Here is a 15598-nt window from a genome sequence, read left to right as displayed (position 1 = left end):
CCCGCCCCCCCGTCCCTGTCCCTGTCCCCGCCCGTCCCGACGAAGATCGAAGTTCCGCGTTCCCGGCCGTGTCCGCGCGCCGGTCGGCGCCCTCGCGGCGGGTATCGTCCGGACGGACCCGGAAGGACGCGCCGGATGAACACGATCACCAACTGGCTGAACGGGCTCTCCGGCCCCCTGATCTACGCCGTGGTCGGCGCGCTCGTCTTCTGCGAGGACGCGCTGTTCATCGGCTTCGTCCTGCCCGGCGAGACCGCCGCGATCCTGGGCGGAGTCCTGGCGGGCCAGGGCAAGGTGTCCCTGTGGTGGCTGACGGCGGTGGTGGTGCTCGCCGCCGTCCTCGGCGACAGCACGGGATACGCGTTGGCCCGCCACTTCGGCGACCGCGTCCTGACCACCCGTACGCTGCGCAGACGCCAGGAGCGGACCGACCGTGCCCGCGTGATGATCCGCGAACGCGGCGCGGTGGCGGTGTTCCTGGCCCGCTTCGTCGCCTTCCTCCGGGCGTTGATGCCCGCGCTCGCCGGCCTCTCGGACATGGCGTACCGCCGGTTCTTCCTGTTCAACGCCCTGGGCGGACTGAGCTGGGGCATCAGCTGCACGGTGCTCGGCTACTTCGCCGGGGCCGCGTTCACCCGTATCGAGTCGCGGGTGGGGGTGATCGCGGCGGCGGCGGCCGTGGCGGTCGTGGTCGTGGCGCTGACCGTGTGGGGGCTGCGCAGACGCCGCAGGGAGCGCGCGGAACGTGCGGCGTACGACGCGCGCGAGGAGCGCGCGGAGCCCGGGGACTCCGACGAGCGTGAGGATCCCCAGGACCGCGAGGATCCGGAGAAACCCCGCTGACCGCGCCGCCGCCTGCCCCGCGCCCTCCCCGCGCCCGTCCCGTCAGGCGCTCAGCGCCGCAGCGACCACCGCCTTGGCCTCCTCCTGCACCCGGCCGAGATGGCCGGTGCCCAGGAAGGACTCCGCGTAGATCTTGTAGACGTCCTCGGTGCCCGAGGGGCGGGCCGCGAACCAGGCGTTCTCGGTGGTCACCTTGATGCCGCCGATGGCCGCGCCATTGCCGGGCGCCTCGGTGAGCACCGCCGTGACCGGCTCACCGGCGAGCGTGTCCGCGCTGACCTGCGCGGGCGAGAGCCGGGCCAGGACCGCCTTCTCGTCCGGGGTGGCGGGGGCGTCGATCCGCGCGTACGCGGGTTCCCCGAAGCGGCCGGTGAGCGCCGCGTAGTGGGCCGAGGGCGAGGAGCCGGTGACCGCGAGGATCTCCGAGGCGAGCAGCGCCAGGATGATGCCGTCCTTGTCGGTGGTCCACACCGAACCGTCGTGCCGCAGGAACGAGGCGCCGGCCGACTCCTCGCCGCCGAAACCGAGCGAGCCGTCGCGAAGCCCGTCCACGAACCACTTGAAGCCGACGGGCACTTCGACCAGCCGGCGGCCGAGATCGGCGGCGACCCGGTCGATCATCCCGGAGGACACCAGCGTCTTGCCGATGCCCGCGCCCGCGGGCCACCGCTCGCGGTGGGCGTACAGATAGCCGATGGCGGTCGCCAGATAGTGGTTCGGGTTCATCAGCCCGCCGTCGGGCGTGACGATGCCGTGCCGGTCGGCGTCGGCGTCATTGCCGGTGGCGATCTGGTACTGCCCGCTCCGGCCGATCAGCGAGGCCATCGCGTACGGCGAGGAGCAGTCCATCCGGATCCTGCCGTCCCAGTCCAGCGTCATGAACCGCCAGGTGGGATCGGTCAGCGGATTGACCACGGTCAGATCGAGCCGGTGCTGCTCCGCGATCCGGCCCCAGTACGCGACCGAGGCGCCGCCCAGCGGGTCCGCCCCGATCCGGACACCGGCGGCGCGCACCGCGTCCAGGTCGAGGACGGACGGCAGGTCCGACACGTACGTACCGAGGAAGTCGTACCGTCCGGTGCCCGGCGCGGCCAGGGCGCGCGCGTACGGGATCCGGCGTACGTCCTTCATGCCGCCCGCGATGATCTCGTTGGCGCGGTCCTGGATCCAGTCGGTCGCCTCGGAGCCCGCCGGGCCGCCGCTGGGCGGGTTGTACTTGAAACCGCCGTCGGCGGGCGGGTTGTGGGACGGGGTCACCACCACCCCGTCGGCGAGAGCCGAGGTACGGCCCCGGTTGTGCGTGACGATGGCGTGCGACACGGCGGGGGTGGGGGTGTAGCCGTCGGCGCTGTCGACGAGCACCGTCACCCCGTTGGCGGCGAACACCTCGACGGCGGTCACCCGCGCGGGCTCGGACAGCGCGTGGGTGTCGGCGCCGAGGAAGAGGGGACCGTCCGTGCCCTGCCGGGTCCGGTACTCGCAGATCGCCTGGCTGGTCGCGGCGATGTGGTCCTCGTTGAACGCGGTGGCGAGCGACGACCCGCGGTGGCCCGAGGTTCCGAACGCGACGCGCTGGCGGGGCTCCTCGGGGTCCGGGTGCAGCGCGTAGTACGAGGTCACCAGCCGGGCGACATCGATGAGGTCCGCCGGCCGCGCCGGCTGTCCCGCTCGTTCGTGCGGCATCTGCGCACTCCTCCACATCGGTTGGTGCGATCGGTTCTTCAGTTCATCTTCGCGGGTCGTGCGGACGGCCGGCGGCCGCCCCGCCGTACGGACCCGGCACCCGGCGGGCTTCTCAGCTCGTGGCGAGGGTGGAGTCACGCACCATCAGCTCCGGGGTGAACCGGCGGGAGCGCGCGGTGCGCCCCTCGACCATTCCCACCAGCGCCGTCGCCGCCCGCTCGCCCATGTCGCGCATCGGGGAGCGTACGGAGGTGAGGGGGATGGGCAGTTGGGCGGAGAGCGGCACATCGTTGTAGCCCGCCACGGCGATGTCCCGGCCGGGGGTCAGCCCCGAGGCGCGCAGCGCGCCCATCACCCCGATCGCGGCGAAGTCGTTGACGGCGAAGACGGCGGTCGGCCGCGGCTCGGCGGCCAGCAGCCGGTGCGCGGCCCGCTCACCGCCGTGCACGTCGAAGGGCGCGTTGACGATCAGCTCCGGGGCCACGGGTATGCCCGCCTCCGCGAACGCGTCGGTGAAACCCTTGGTCCGCTCGACCCCGGTGGAGGCGTACGGTTCGCCCGCCACCACGCCCACCCTGCGGTGCCCCAGCGACAGCAGATGCTCCGCCACCAGCCGCCCGCCGACCAGATCGTCGCAGGTGAAGGAGGTGACCCCGCGCAGCCGCCTGGACACCAGCACCAGCGGCACCCCGCGCGCCACCAGCTCGGGGGCGAGGGTCGTGTCGCCGCGCGCGTCGCCGAGGAGCAGCCCGTCGACCCGCAGCGCGAGCAACCGCTCGACCTTGGCGCGCTGGACCGCCGGATCGTCTCCCGTGTTGGAGACCACGGCGTGGTACCCGGCCGCCGCCGCGCCGGCCTCGATGCCCTCGTAGACCGTGGCCAGCACGATGTCGGTGAGCCGGGGGACCAGCACCCCCAGCAGCCGGGAGCGTCCGGTGCGCAGACTCGCGGCGGCCGGGTTCACGACATAGCCGAGGCGCCTGGCCGAAGCGCGCACCCGGTCGGCGGTGGCCGCGCCCACCCCGGCGCCGTCGCGCAGCGCGCGGGAGGCCGTGGACTGGTGGACACCCGCGTCGGCCGCCACATCGGCCAGGGTCACACCGCTCTCTCCCGGCTCGCGGGGATCGCGGGTGTCTGCGGGCTGTCGTCTCACGGCCGTCGTCTCCTCGTTCCTGTCCCCGAATTTCCGGAACCATCATCTTCCATGAAGATCCGATTACGGGGGTTGCCCTCCGGGGCGAGTATGGAGCACAGTTGCGCAATCGTTCTCGCAATCGATTGTGGAGCCTCGCATGCAGCTGCGTCTCATCGGTACGGGTGGCACCATCGCCAGCCGCTCCACCCCCGCCGGGCGGGTCGCCTCCGTCGGTGTGAAGGAGCTGCTGGAGACGGCGCTGGTCTTCCCGGTGCCCGAGCGGGCCCGGGTCACCTGCGACGAGATCGGCCTGCGGGCCAGCTTCGCGCTCGGCCTGCCCGATCTGGCCCACCTGGCCGGGGCGGTGGGCCAGAGCCTGGCCGAGGGAGCCGACGGCGTGGTCATCACCCACGGCACGGACTCCATGGAGGAGACCGCCTTCGCGCTCGCCCTCGTCCACGACGACGACCGGCCGATAGTCCTGACCGGCGCCCAGCGGCCCGCCGACGACCCGGCGGCCGACGGACCGCGCAATCTCGCCGCCGCCCTGACCTGGGCCGCCCACCCCGCGGCCCGGCGCCACGGCGTCAGCGCGGTCTTCGACGGCGCGGTCTGGCCCGCCATCGGCCTGCGCAAGACCGACACCCTGGCGCCCGCCGCCTTCGGCGCGCCGGGGCGCGGCCCGCTCGCGCGGGTGGACGACGGCCGGGTGCGGCTGATCGGCCGGCCGCCGCGCCCCGCCGCCCTGATCTCGGCCGACGACCTCGGCCGGCTGCCCCGGGTGGACGTGGTCCCGCTCTACGTCGGCTGTGACACCGCCCTGCTCGACGCGGCCGTGGCCGCCGGGGCGCGCGGCGTCGTGCTCTGCGCCTTCGGGGCGGGAAACGCCCCGCCCGAGGTGACCGAGGCGGTCGGCCGGCTGGTCGCGGACGGCATCGCGGTCGCCGTCGCGAGCAGGGTGCCCACCGGAGCGACCTCGGCCGCTTACGGCGCGGGAGGCGGCGCCGACCTGCTGCGGGCGGGCGCCGTCTTCGCCTCCGACCTCTCGCCGTGGCAGCTGCGGCTGCTGCTCGCCGCCGCACTGCACCGTACGGCGGGGCAGGGGCCGGCGGGGGCCGCCGAGGCGACACGTACCTGGCTCACCGACGCCGGGCACCAGACCGGGTGAACACACCGGCACCGGGCGGCCGGCGGCCGCCCGGTCGACGGCCGCCCGGTGGACCGGGACCAGAAACACACCGACAGGCACGCGGAACACACCGACACACGCAACACACCGACAGGAGAAGCGATATGCCGAAAGAGATTCTCGTGGCCTACGGAGTCGACGTCGACGCGGTCGGCGGCTGGCTCGGCTCGTACGGGGGAGAGGACTCGCCCTGCGACATCTCCCGCGGCCTGTTCGCGGGCGAGGTGGGCGTCCCCCGGATGATGGAGCTGTTCCGCCGCCGGTCCATGAGGACCACCTGGTTCTGGCCGGGCCACTCGATCGAGACCTTCCCCGAGGAGTTCGACGCGTGTACCGCCGCCGGCCACGAGATCGGGGTGCACGGCTACAGCCACGAGAACCCGATCGCGATGAGCCGGACGCAGGAGTCCGACATCCTCGACCACTGCATCGACCTGATCTCCACCCGCATCGGACGCCGTCCCACCGGATACGTCGCGCCGTGGTGGGAGTTCTCCGGGGTCACCAACGAGCTCCTGCTGGAGCGCGGGATCACCTACGACCACTCGCTGATGCACCGCGACTTCGAGCCGTACTACGTACGGGTCGGCGACAGCTGGACGAAGATCGACTACGACCGGCCCGCCCAGGACTGGATGAAGCCGCTGGAGCGGGGCGCGGAGACCGGCCTGGTGGAGATCCCGGCCAACTGGTACCTCGACGACCTGCCTCCGATGATGTTCATCAAGGCCAGCCCCAACAGCCACGGCTTCGTCAACCCCCGTGACCTCGAACAGATGTGGCGCGACCAGTTCGACTGGGTCTACCGCGAGAACGACTACGCGGTCTTCACCATGACCGTCCACCCCGATGTGTCGGGCCGCCCGCAGAACCTGCTGATGCACGAGCGGCTGATCGACCACATCGACGCGCACGAGGGCGTCCGCTGGGTCACCTTCGACGAGATCGCCACCGACTTCGTCCGCCGTCGCCCGCGCGCCTGATCCCTCGCCCCGGGGCCCGGGGCCGCCGCCCGGGGCCCGCATCCCCACCCGGGTCCGGCACTCCGTCCCCACCGCACACCGCACACCGCACACCACACACCACACCACGTCCCACCGCGTCCCGGTGAGCGCCGCGCCTCTCCTCCCGGCCCGGCACCCGCGTCCGACGGCCCATCCCCGCACGTCGGACGCCCCGCCCGTCCCCTCCCCGCCGGTCTCCGGCGCCACGGCCACATCCCCGGGCCGGCGCCGGAGGACCCGCCCCCTCCGCGCGTGCCGCTCCCCGCCGCGCACCGTCACCCGCCGCACACGTCGTGGCGCGTCGCGACACGTCGTACGTGCCGTACCCCCGTCCCCACTTCCGTTCCTCCGCATCGGAGACCGCCGTGCACTCTTCAGCGACACCCCCGTCCCCCGCCACACCGTCGTCCCCCATAGCCGAGTCCGGGGAACCCCAGCGCTCCGGGGAACCCCAGCGCACCGAACCCCAGCGGTCCGAGGCGGCGCTGCCGTCCCGCAAGCTGGTCGTCCGGGCCTCCGTGATCTGCTTCCTGGCCTGGGTCTTCAGCGTCTACGACTTCACCCTCTTCGGCACCCTGCTGCCCAAGATCTCCGAGGACTTCGGCTGGTCCAACGCGACCGCCGCCAATGTCGTCACCGGGGTCACGGCGGGCACCTTCGTGGTCTCGCTCTGCGTCGGCCCCATCCTGGACCGCTTCGGCCGCCGCCCGGCCCTCATGATCACCTCGGCCGGCGCCGCCTTCACCTCCGCCGCCACCGCACTGGTCATGGGCCCCGTCTCGATGGTCGCCGTCCGCGCCTTCTCCGGCTTCGGCTACTCGGAAGAGGTCGTCAACACCGTCTATCTCAAGGAGATCTACGGAAAACACCCGAGGCGCGGCCTGTACTTCAGCTTCGTCCAGAGCGGCTGGCCGGTCGGCGCCCTCGTCGGCGCCGGTGTCACGGCCCTGACCCTGCCCACCTTCGGCTGGCGCGGCAGCTTCGTCATCGCCGCGGTACCCGCCCTGATCATCGCCGTACTGATGCGCACCCTGCCCGAGTCCCCGGTCTTCCTCGGGCTCAGGAAGGCCCGCGCGCTGCGCGCCGGGGGCCGTGCGGCCGAGGCCGCCGAGCTGGAGAAGTCCGCCGGCATCGAGACCAACGAGAGCAAGCCCGGACTGCGTGAGGTCTTCGCGCCCGCGCTGCGCCGGCACACCCTCTGTCTCTCGGCGGCCTGGCTGCTCAACTGGATGGGGATCCAGATCTTCTCCGTCCTCGGCACCACGGTGCTCGTCGAGGCGAAGGGCGTCTCGTTCAGCAGCGCGCTGCTCGTCCTCGTCCTCGCCAACCTGGCGGGCTTCTTCGGCTACGTCTTCCACGGCTGGCTCGGCGACCGCGTCGGCCGCCGCACCACCATCATCATCGGCTGGAGCTGCGGCGGCGTCGCCATGACGGCGATGCTCTTCGGCCCCACCACCACCGCGGCCGTGATCGGTCTGTACGCGCTCGGGCTGTTCTTCCTGACCGGCCCCTACTCCGCGATGCTCTTCTACATGAGCGAGTCGTTCCCGGAGCAGGTGCGCGGGATCGGCGCCAATGTGGCCCACACCATGGGGCCGGTCGGGGCCATCGTCGGCTCGGCGCTGCTCGGCGCGCTGCTCTCGGCCGGGGTCTCGATGACCATGGCGGCCTTCGTCGCCGGAGCCGTCGGCATCTTCGGCTCCGGCCTCGTGATGCTCGGCGCGCGCGGCGACGACCGCCGCGCCGCCCCGGAGCGGATCACCCCGCAGGCCGGCTGACCCGGCCCGACACCCCTCACCCGCACAGAGATCCCGACACCCCTCACCCGCACAGAGATTGGGACACCATGACCGACGTACGACAGCGCGGCGCCGCCCTCGTCACCGGAGGCGCCAGCGGCATCGGCAGGGCGACGGCCGTGGCCTTCGCCGAGGCGGGCATCGACACCGTCATCGGATATCACACCGCCGATCCGCACGATCCGCGGGAGACCGTCGACGCCGTCCTCGCGGCCGGCGGCCGATGTCTCGCGGTCGAGGCGGACGTCGCGGGCGCCGAGGGCCCCGAGCGGCTGGCCGAGGCCGCCGTCGCCACGTACGGGAGGCTGGACATCGCCGTCGCGGCGGCGGGCATCCTGCGCCGGGCGCCGCTCGCCGAACTCACCGACGACGCCTGGGACGGCATGCTCGGTGTCGACCTCACCGGGGTCATGCGCACCTTCCGCTCCGCCGCCGAGCGGATGACGGGCCCCGGCGCCCTGCTCGCCGTCTCGTCCATCGCGGGCGGCGTCTACGGCTGGGGCGATCACGTCCACTACGCGGCGGCCAAGGCGGGCGTGCTGGGACTCGTACGCTCCCTCGCGGTCGAGCTGGCGCCGCGCGGGATCCGGGCGAACTCCGTCATCCCGGGGCTGATCGAGACGCCGCAGTCGCTGGACGCGCGCAACTCGCTGGGACCCGAGGGGCTGCGCGCGGCGGGCGCCGGGATTCCGGCGGGCCGGGTCGGACGCCCGGAGGAGGTGGCCGCCGCGATCCGCTTCCTGTGCGCGCCGGAGGCCTCGTACATCACCGGGCAGCAGCTCATCGTGGACGGCGGACTGACCGTCCGCTTCCCCGACTGAGCCCTCCCGTCCCGAAGCTCTCCCGAACCGAGCCCTTCCGGTCCGAAGCCGCCGGACCCTCTCGGCCCACCACTCACGCCTCATCACGTCTCATCACGACTCACGGAGCGACGACCATGAGCACCCCGCACCCCCGTACCGTCCTGATCACCGGCGCCGCCAGCGGAATCGGCGCCGCCACCGCGGAGGCGTTCGCCCGGGAGGGCGACCGGCTGGCGCTCGCCGACCGCGACACGGAGAAACTCGACGCCCTGCGCGAGCGGCTCCCGGGCGCCGCCGCCGTCACCCTGCACACCCTCGACGTGGCCGACGCCGACCAGGTCAGGGAGACCGTCGAGGAGGTGGTGCGCGCGCACGGCGCGGTGGACGTCCTCGTCAACTCGGCCGGAATCCTCACCGAGGTCCCGCTCGCCGAGATGGACCCGGCGGTCTGGGACGAGACCATCGCCGTCGACCTGCGCGGGGTCTTCCTCAGCTGCCGCTACACCCTCCCGCACATGATCGCGCGGGGCGGCGGGCGCATCGTCAACATCGCCTCCCAGCTCGGCCAGAAGGGCGGCGAGGGGCTGACCCACTACTCGGCCGCCAAGGCCGGTGTCATCGGCTTCACCAAGGCGCTCGCGCGGGAGGCCGCCCCGCACAACGTCCTGGTCAACGCCATCGCCCCGGGACCGGTCGAGACCCCGCTGGTCGACGGGCTCAGCGCCGACTGGAAGCGAGCCAAGCAGGCGGAACTCCCGCTCGGCAGGTTCGGCAGGCCGGAGGAGATCGCGCCCACCGTGCTGCTGCTCGCCTCCGACCCGGGCGGCAACCTCTACGTCGGACAGACGCTCGGCCCGAACAGCGGCGATGTGATGGCATGAGCGGGTCGACAAGGGACAGCTGAGCGGAAGGCGACCTCATCATGTGCGGTGTGTGCGGGCGGCCCGCGACCGGCTGGGCCGAGCGCGTGGCCCCGCTCGGCCCCGGCGGTACGACCGCCCGGCACCGGGCCGTCCGGCGGCTGCTGGCCGGTACCCGGATCACGGTGCGGCCGTGGCCGGGCGGCGGCTGGCAGCTCGCCGACCGGGCGGGCCGCTGGCGCCACTGCCCGGATCTCGCGGCGCTCTGGGGGACGGTACGGTCCCTCGCCGGGCCGGTGATCACCCCCGGCCCGGCCGATGCCACCCGGAGCTGGACCCTCCCCGGCGCCGACGTGCCCCGGCCCGATCCGCACGCCCTGGTGGTCTGGACGGCCGCCGCACTGCACGCGGGCCCCGGCCCGGAGGGCCTGTCCGTACGGGCGGCGGGCTGGCGGCTGACCGGCGCGGCGGCCCCTGACCCGCTCACCCCGAACCCGCTCACCCCGAACCCGCTCACCCCCGTCCGCTGCGCCGGGGACGGACTGACCGTCGAGGCGCCTTCGGGCGCCCGTACGCTGGCCCGGCAGCTCGCCGAGCTGATGGCGCCCCCGGCGCGGTGACGGCCGACGCTACCCGTGGAACCGACATTTCCGCAGGTCAGAGCAGCTTTGTCAGAGTGCGGTGTTAGCCTCGTGGCATGGATGCGCAGGATCTCGCCAACCTCGCACACCTGCGCCGGGCGCGGGACGCGATCGACCGCGACTACGCGCGCCCGCTCGATGTGCCGACGATGGCCCGGTTCGCGCTGATGTCCCCGGCCCACTTCTCGCGGCGGTTCCGGGCGGCGTACGGCGAGACGCCGTACAGCTACCTCATGACCCGTCGTATCGAGCGCGCGATGGCGCTGCTGCGGGCCGGGTGGAGTGTGACCGACGCGTGCGTGGAGGTCGGCTGTACGTCGCTGGGCTCGTTCAGCTCGCGCTTCACCGAGATCGTGGGGGAGCCGCCGAGCGCGTACCGCGCCCGGGAGCACCCCGCCGTGACGGCGATGCCCCCGTGCGTGGCGAAGGTGCGCACCCGCCCGGCCAGGGACCTGCCGGTCAGGGCAGTGCCGTCCGGAGCCGGGCCGACGGGGGACGGGCCTACGGGAAACGGACCGACGGGAGCCGGGCCTACGGGCGGTGTCGTACCGAGCAGGATTCGAGAAGCGCCCCCCGAGGCCGCCGCCTAACGTTGGCCGCATGAACATCGCACTCCAGTACTGCCACATCACCGTCAACGACCTCGACGAGACGCTCGCCTTCTACCGCGACGGCCTCGGACTCGACATCCGCAACGACGTCGCCTCGGGCGACTTCCGCTGGGTCACCCTCGGCAGCGCGACCCAGCCCGGCGTGGAGATCGTGCTCTCGGAGCCGCACGCCGGCCGGTCCCAGGCCGACGGCGACGCCCTTCAGGAGCTGCTCACCAAGGGCGTTCTGCCGATGGTGATCTTCCGCTCCGACGATCTCGGCGCGACCTTCGAGAAGGCGCTGGCATCCGGCGGCGAGGTGCTCCAGGAGCCCACCGACCAGCCCTGGGGCCCCCGCGACTGCGCGTTCCGGGACCCCTCGGGCAACATGGTGCGGATCTCGCAGGCCCCCAAGGAGTAACCCGGCGCGTCGCGGCCCCCGGCCGGCGGACCGGTCCCCCCCCGAGCCGGTTCGATAAGGTGGCCCATCACGCCTTCAGTACGCTCCGCGGCGTCGTGCCCGCATCATCGAAGGGGTCGAGGATGGCCACCATCAGGGACGTCGCCGAACGGGCCGGGGTCGCGCCGAGCACCGTGTCGTACGTCTTCAACGGTTCCCGGCCCATCTCCGAGGAGACCCGCCGCCGGGTGCGGGAGGCGGTGGACGCGCTCGGCTACCACCCGCGGGCCAGCGCCAGGACGCTGCGCAGCAGCCGTACGCACGTACTCGCGCTCGCCCTGCCCCGCGCCGCCGGGGAACGGCACTCGGTGGACGGCCGGTTCGCCATCGAGGTCAGCGACGCCGCCAACGCCCGCGGCTTCGATCTGCTGCTCACCACCTCCCGTGACAAGGCCGAGGGGCTGCGCCGGGTGGCGCGCAGCGGACTCGCCGACGCGGCGGTCCTGATGGCCGTCGACATGGAGGACGCGCGGATCGACGTCGTACGGGAACTGGTCTTCCCCGCCGCGCTCATCGGGCGCCCGGCGGACGAGGACGCCCTCCCGTGGACCGACCTCGACTGGGAGGAGGCGGCGGCCCTCGCCGTACGCGAACTGGCCGCCGCAGGCCACCGCGACCTGGTCTATCTGGCGCCCGGCGAGTCGGAGGTCAGGGGGCGGCGCAGTTACGCGCTGCGGGGGATCGCGGGCGCGCGGCTGGGGGCCCGTACCACCGGGGCCGCCGTCGAGGTGGTCCACTCGGTCAACGACCCCGCCAGCCTCGCCCAGCGGCTCCACACCCTGCTCGGGGACGGCCGCGCGGCCGGGGGAGCGCGGCCGACCGCGCTCGTCGTCCAGCACCCCTCGGCGCACCACCACATCCTGGCGTCCGTGACGGCGGCCGGGCTGCGGGTGCCGGAGGACCTCACCGTCGTGGTGATCGGCACGCTCCCGGGCGACCCGTCGAGCCGACGGCTGCCCCGGATCGAACTGCCCGTCGCGACACTGGCCACCGAGGTCACCCGGCTCGCCGTCTCCGCCGCCGCGGCGCTGCGCGAGGACCCCGCGCGGGGTACGGAGCCCGGCGAGCGGCTGCTCGCCGACGCGGTGGGCCATCTGCTGATCGCCCCCGCCCTGCTGCCGGGCACGGCCCCGCTGGGCCCCGAACGGTAGACCGCTCCCCGATGCCGCGCCCGTGACCGGGCTCGGCCGCCGCCGCGCTCCCGACCGGGCCGCCCGGCCGCTTCCGCGCGCCGTGCGCGCCGGTGCGCGGCTCACCGTGCGCGTTCACGCGATCCGTGTCGCACCCCTTGTCGCCGTTTCCGGGAGCGCCTAGCATCGCCGCATCGTCCATCGAATCGATTCGATGCTCGTTCGACACGCTGTTCTCCACCGGTGCGGGCACCCCCGCCGACACCGCCCGCACCACCCCGCGCACCACCTCCGTCTCCTTACAGAGCCGTAGACCGAACGGAGAGCCTCTCGCCATGCCTCAACTCCGCCGGCGCCCACCGGCGCCGACCCTGATCCTCACCGCGCTCCTCGTCACCCCGGGCCTGGCCGGATGCGCCAAGGCGCCCGATTCCGGGACGTTCACCGTGCTGAACTCGGCCACGGACACCCATGAACACGCCGCGCAGCAGGAGTTCTTCGACCGCTGCGCGAAGCCGCTCGGCGTACGGGTCAGGCAGACCAGCGTCCCCGCCGACCAGGTCGCCTCCAAGGCGCTGCGGATGGCCTCGTCGCACTCCCTGACCGACATCCTGGAGCTGGACGGCTCCGAGCTGCCCCAGTTCGCCGACACCGGCGGTCTCGTGCCGCTCAAGGACGCCGGGGTGGATGTCACGGGGATGTCCGAGGGCGCCGTGAGCATGGGCAGCTTCCGCGGCACCCCGTACGGCATCGCCCGGTCGGTCAACTCGCTCGCGCTCATCTACAACGCGGACCTCCTGCGCGAGGCGGGTGTCGAACCGCCCACCACCTGGGACGAGTTGAAGACCGCGGCCAAGAAGCTCACCCGGGGCAGGACCTTCGGCATGGCCTTCAGCGCGACCCCCGACGCGGACGGCGTCTATCAGTTCCTGCCGTTCTTCTGGTCGGGCGGCGGTGACGAGTCCCGGCTCGACGACGGCAAGGGAGCACCGGCGCTCCAGCTCTGGAAGGACCTCGTCACGAGCAAGTCGGCCTCCAGCGCCGTGGTCACCTGGAACCAGCAGGACGTCAACGACCAGTTCATCGCCGGCCGCGCCGCGATGATGATCAACGGCCCGTGGCAGGTGCCGGTACTCGGCGCCCACAAGGACCTCAAGTGGGAGGTCGCCCCCGTACCGGTCCCCGAGGCCGGCCGCCCCCCGGTGCCGCCGATCGGCGGCACGGTGATGGCCCTGCCGAAGACCGGGGACAGCGGACGGCAGCGGACGGCCGCGAAGATCCTCAACTGTCTCAACGAGCAGCGCAACCAGGTGGACTGGGGCGAATCCGTCTACAACGTCCCCACCCGCACGGCCGCTGCGGCCGCCTACAAGGCCCAGAACCCCAAGCTCGGCGCCTTCGCCGACCAGGTGGCCACCGCCCGCTCGCGCACCGGCCGGGTCGGGGCCCGCTGGCCGGTCGTCTCCGACGCGCTGTCCGGCGCGTTCCAGTCCGTACTGACCGGGCGCGCGACGCCCGAAACCGCCCTGAAGCAGGCCCAGTCACGGGCCACGGCCGGAAAGTGAGGTGAGCGAACCGTCATGACCACCACCGTCACCACCGCCGTACCCGCGCCGTCAGCGCCCGCGAAACCGGCCGGCCCGGCCCGCGAGCGCCGGCGCGCCACCCTGCTGCGCTGGTGCTTCGTCGCCCCCGCGGCCCTCTACATGCTGGCCTTCTTCGGCTACCCGCTCGTACGCAACATCCTGATGAGCTTTCAGCACTACACGCCGCAGACCTACTTCACCGGTGAGTCGCCCTTCAACGGCCTCGACAACTGGCGCGGGGTCTTCGACAACCCGCTGTTCGCCCAGTCGCTCTGGCACACCCTGATCTTCACCTTCGGCTCCCTGCTCGGTCAGTTCGTCCTCGGCCTCGCGCTCGCCGTCTTCTTCTCCCGCCGCTTCCGGCTCTCCGGATTCGTCCGCGCCGTCCTGCTGCTGCCCTGGCTGGTTCCCATGGTCGTCTCCGCCGTCGTCTGGCGGAAACTCCTCGACCAGGAGACCGGCGTTCTCAACACACTGCTGATGGACCTGCATCTCACGTCGTCCGCGATCCCCTGGCTGAGCAGCCCGAATGTCGCCCTGTTCGCCGCGATCCTGGTCAACGTGTGGATCGGCATCCCGTTCAACATGGTGATCCTCTACGGCGGGCTCCAGGAGATCCCGCGCGATCTGTACGAGGCCGCCGCGCTCGACGGCGCCGGGGCCTGGCGTACGTTCCGCAGCCTCACGCTGCCGCTGCTGCGGCCGGTCGTCACCGTCGTGCTGATCCTCGGCTTCATGTCGACGGTGAAGATCCTCGATCTGATCCTCGCGCTCACCGGCGGCGGCCCCGCCGACTCCACCCAGACGCTGGGCACCCTCACCTACCAGCTCTCCTTCCAGCAACTGGACTTCGGCCAGGGCGCCGTGGTCGGCAATGTCCTCGTCCTGGTCAGCGCGGTCTTCGCCGTGCTCTATCTGCGCGCCAACCGTTCCGACTTCGGCCAGGGGAAGTGACCGCCGTGCCCACTCGCGCCCTACCCGTCCCCGGCACACCGCGCCGCGCCGGCAACACCGTCATCGCGCTGGCCATCCTCGTCGTCCTGCTCTTTCCGCTGTACTGGATGCTCAACATCGCCCTCCAGCCCGGCGAGAGCCTCGCCGCGACGCGCTGGCTGCCCACCTCGGCCGGCTGGGACAACTTCCAGCGTGCCCTGAGCAGTCAGGGCGGCTCGCTGGTCACCAGCCTGGTCGTCGCGGTCGGCGCGGTCGTGGTCTGTCTGGCGCTCGCCGCCCCCGCCGCGTACGCGCTGGCGCAGTTCGGGATGCGCTCGGGCCGGGCCATCGTGTTCGCCACCCTGATCACCCAGATGGTGCCGGGCATCGTCATCGCCAACGCCCTCTACAGCGCCTATGTCGATCTGGGCCTGGTCAACTCCACCCTGGGCCTGATCCTCGCCGACGCCTCGCTCGGACTGCCCTTCTCCATCGTGCTGTTGCGGGCGTTCATGGTGTCGATACCGCGCGAGGTCGTGGAGGCCGCCCTCGTCGACGGCGCGAACCGGTTCACCGCGTTCGTGCGTATCGTGCTGCCGATGAGCCGCAACGCCCTGATCAACGCCGGCCTGTTCACCTTCCTCTTCGCCTGGTCGGACTTCATGTTCGCGCTGACCCTCAACACCACGGACGACGTCAAACCCATCACGCTGAGCATGTACGAGTACATCGGCGCCCATGTCAGCGACTGGGGAGCGGTCATGGCGACCGCCGTCGTCTCCGCGGTCCCCGCCGCGATCCTGCTGGTGGTGGCGCAGAAGTACGTCGCCGCGGGGATCACCGGTGGCTCCGTCAAATAGCCGGGCCGCCCGGCCGCCCGCACCCCGGCCGTCCGCCGTGCCGACCCCACCGGCACGGCCACACCGCTACGAGCAGAAGCAG

Annotated in this window: 15 protein-coding genes; 13 read left to right on the top strand and 2 right to left on the bottom strand. The window is 72.8% G+C overall.

Going from position 1 to position 15598, the window contains the following annotated elements:
- The first annotated feature begins 135 nt into the window (after positions 1–135).
- The gene (locus OG627_RS03705; protein ID WP_329061364.1) at positions 136–843 is read left to right on the top strand and encodes a DedA family protein; all 708 of its coding nucleotides are present in this window, start codon (positions 136–138) and stop codon (positions 841–843) included.
- Positions 844–885: 42 nt separating this feature from the next.
- Here OG627_RS03705 and pgm read toward each other — a convergent pair whose 3' ends face one another.
- On the bottom strand, positions 886–2526 hold the full coding sequence (pgm, locus tag OG627_RS03700) for a phosphoglucomutase (alpha-D-glucose-1,6-bisphosphate-dependent) (protein WP_329061362.1): 1641 nt from the start codon (positions 2524–2526) through the stop codon (positions 886–888).
- A gap of 112 nt (positions 2527–2638) precedes the next feature.
- Entirely contained in the window at positions 2639–3679 is a 1041-nt protein-coding gene (locus tag OG627_RS03695; protein WP_329061360.1) for a LacI family DNA-binding transcriptional regulator, read from the bottom strand.
- A gap of 139 nt (positions 3680–3818) precedes the next feature.
- Between OG627_RS03695 and OG627_RS03690 the strand changes: the two genes are divergently transcribed.
- From OG627_RS03690 to OG627_RS03635, 12 genes are all read left to right on the top strand, one after another.
- Positions 3819–4829, top strand: coding sequence for an asparaginase (locus tag OG627_RS03690; RefSeq protein ID WP_329061358.1), 1011 nt, complete (start codon positions 3819–3821; stop codon positions 4827–4829).
- Positions 4830–4954: 125 nt separating this feature from the next.
- Complete coding sequence (locus tag OG627_RS03685; RefSeq protein ID WP_329061356.1) at positions 4955–5833, top strand: polysaccharide deacetylase family protein; 879 nt, start codon at positions 4955–4957, stop codon at positions 5831–5833.
- A 386-nt stretch (positions 5834–6219) separates the two neighbouring features.
- A complete protein-coding gene (locus OG627_RS03680) occupies positions 6220–7632 on the top strand; it encodes an MFS transporter (protein ID WP_329061355.1) in 1413 nt (470 codons plus the stop codon).
- 68 nt (positions 7633–7700) lie between these two features.
- Positions 7701–8474, top strand: a complete 774-nt coding sequence (locus tag OG627_RS03675) for an SDR family NAD(P)-dependent oxidoreductase (RefSeq protein ID WP_329061354.1) — start codon at positions 7701–7703, stop codon at positions 8472–8474.
- Positions 8475–8590: 116 nt separating this feature from the next.
- A complete protein-coding gene (locus tag OG627_RS03670) occupies positions 8591–9337 on the top strand; it encodes an SDR family NAD(P)-dependent oxidoreductase (protein ID WP_329061353.1) in 747 nt (248 codons plus the stop codon).
- A 50-nt stretch (positions 9338–9387) separates the two neighbouring features.
- Positions 9388–9936 (top strand): hypothetical protein, encoded by a 549-nt coding sequence (locus tag OG627_RS03665; protein WP_329061351.1) that lies wholly within the window; start codon positions 9388–9390, stop codon positions 9934–9936.
- Positions 9937–10013: 77 nt separating this feature from the next.
- The gene (locus tag OG627_RS03660; protein WP_329061349.1) at positions 10014–10547 is read left to right on the top strand and encodes a helix-turn-helix transcriptional regulator; all 534 of its coding nucleotides are present in this window, start codon (positions 10014–10016) and stop codon (positions 10545–10547) included.
- A gap of 10 nt (positions 10548–10557) precedes the next feature.
- Positions 10558–10968 (top strand): VOC family protein, encoded by a 411-nt coding sequence (locus tag OG627_RS03655; protein WP_329061347.1) that lies wholly within the window; start codon positions 10558–10560, stop codon positions 10966–10968.
- A gap of 122 nt (positions 10969–11090) precedes the next feature.
- On the top strand, positions 11091–12158 hold the full coding sequence (locus OG627_RS03650; protein WP_329061345.1) for a LacI family DNA-binding transcriptional regulator: 1068 nt from the start codon (positions 11091–11093) through the stop codon (positions 12156–12158).
- A 314-nt stretch (positions 12159–12472) separates the two neighbouring features.
- The gene (locus OG627_RS03645; protein ID WP_329061343.1) at positions 12473–13702 is read left to right on the top strand and encodes an extracellular solute-binding protein; all 1230 of its coding nucleotides are present in this window, start codon (positions 12473–12475) and stop codon (positions 13700–13702) included.
- Positions 13703–13717: 15 nt separating this feature from the next.
- On the top strand, positions 13718–14677 hold the full coding sequence (locus OG627_RS03640) for a carbohydrate ABC transporter permease (protein ID WP_329061341.1): 960 nt from the start codon (positions 13718–13720) through the stop codon (positions 14675–14677).
- A complete protein-coding gene (locus tag OG627_RS03635) occupies positions 14674–15516 on the top strand; it encodes a carbohydrate ABC transporter permease (protein WP_443073412.1) in 843 nt (280 codons plus the stop codon). Before OG627_RS03640 ends, OG627_RS03635 begins: the two co-directional genes overlap by 4 nt.
- Positions 15517–15598: the final 82 nt, after the last annotated feature.

Origin of the sequence: Streptomyces sp. NBC_01429, from assembly GCF_036231945.1 — a bacterium.
Taxonomy (GTDB): domain Bacteria; phylum Actinomycetota; class Actinomycetes; order Streptomycetales; family Streptomycetaceae; genus Streptomyces.
This window is presented reverse-complemented; position numbering and strand designations above follow the sequence as displayed.

Excerpts from the sequence above, each read along its gene's own strand:
- pgm (WP_329061362.1), bottom strand. The coding sequence starts at position 2,526 with ATGCCGCACGAACGAGCGGGACAGCCGGCGCGGCCGGCGGACCTCATC.
- OG627_RS03675 (WP_329061354.1), top strand. The coding sequence starts at position 7,701 with ATGACCGACGTACGACAGCGCGGCGCCGCCCTCGTCACCGGAGGCGCC.
- OG627_RS03650 (WP_329061345.1), top strand. The coding sequence starts at position 11,091 with ATGGCCACCATCAGGGACGTCGCCGAACGGGCCGGGGTCGCGCCGAGC.
- OG627_RS03660 (WP_329061349.1), top strand. The coding sequence starts at position 10,014 with ATGGATGCGCAGGATCTCGCCAACCTCGCACACCTGCGCCGGGCGCGG.
- OG627_RS03670 (WP_329061353.1), top strand. The coding sequence starts at position 8,591 with ATGAGCACCCCGCACCCCCGTACCGTCCTGATCACCGGCGCCGCCAGC.
- OG627_RS03640 (WP_329061341.1), top strand. The coding sequence starts at position 13,718 with ATGACCACCACCGTCACCACCGCCGTACCCGCGCCGTCAGCGCCCGCG.
- OG627_RS03690 (WP_329061358.1), top strand. The coding sequence starts at position 3,819 with ATGCAGCTGCGTCTCATCGGTACGGGTGGCACCATCGCCAGCCGCTCC.
- OG627_RS03705 (WP_329061364.1), top strand. The coding sequence starts at position 136 with ATGAACACGATCACCAACTGGCTGAACGGGCTCTCCGGCCCCCTGATC.
- OG627_RS03645 (WP_329061343.1), top strand. The coding sequence starts at position 12,473 with ATGCCTCAACTCCGCCGGCGCCCACCGGCGCCGACCCTGATCCTCACC.
- OG627_RS03685 (WP_329061356.1), top strand. The coding sequence starts at position 4,955 with ATGCCGAAAGAGATTCTCGTGGCCTACGGAGTCGACGTCGACGCGGTC.
- OG627_RS03655 (WP_329061347.1), top strand. The coding sequence starts at position 10,558 with ATGAACATCGCACTCCAGTACTGCCACATCACCGTCAACGACCTCGAC.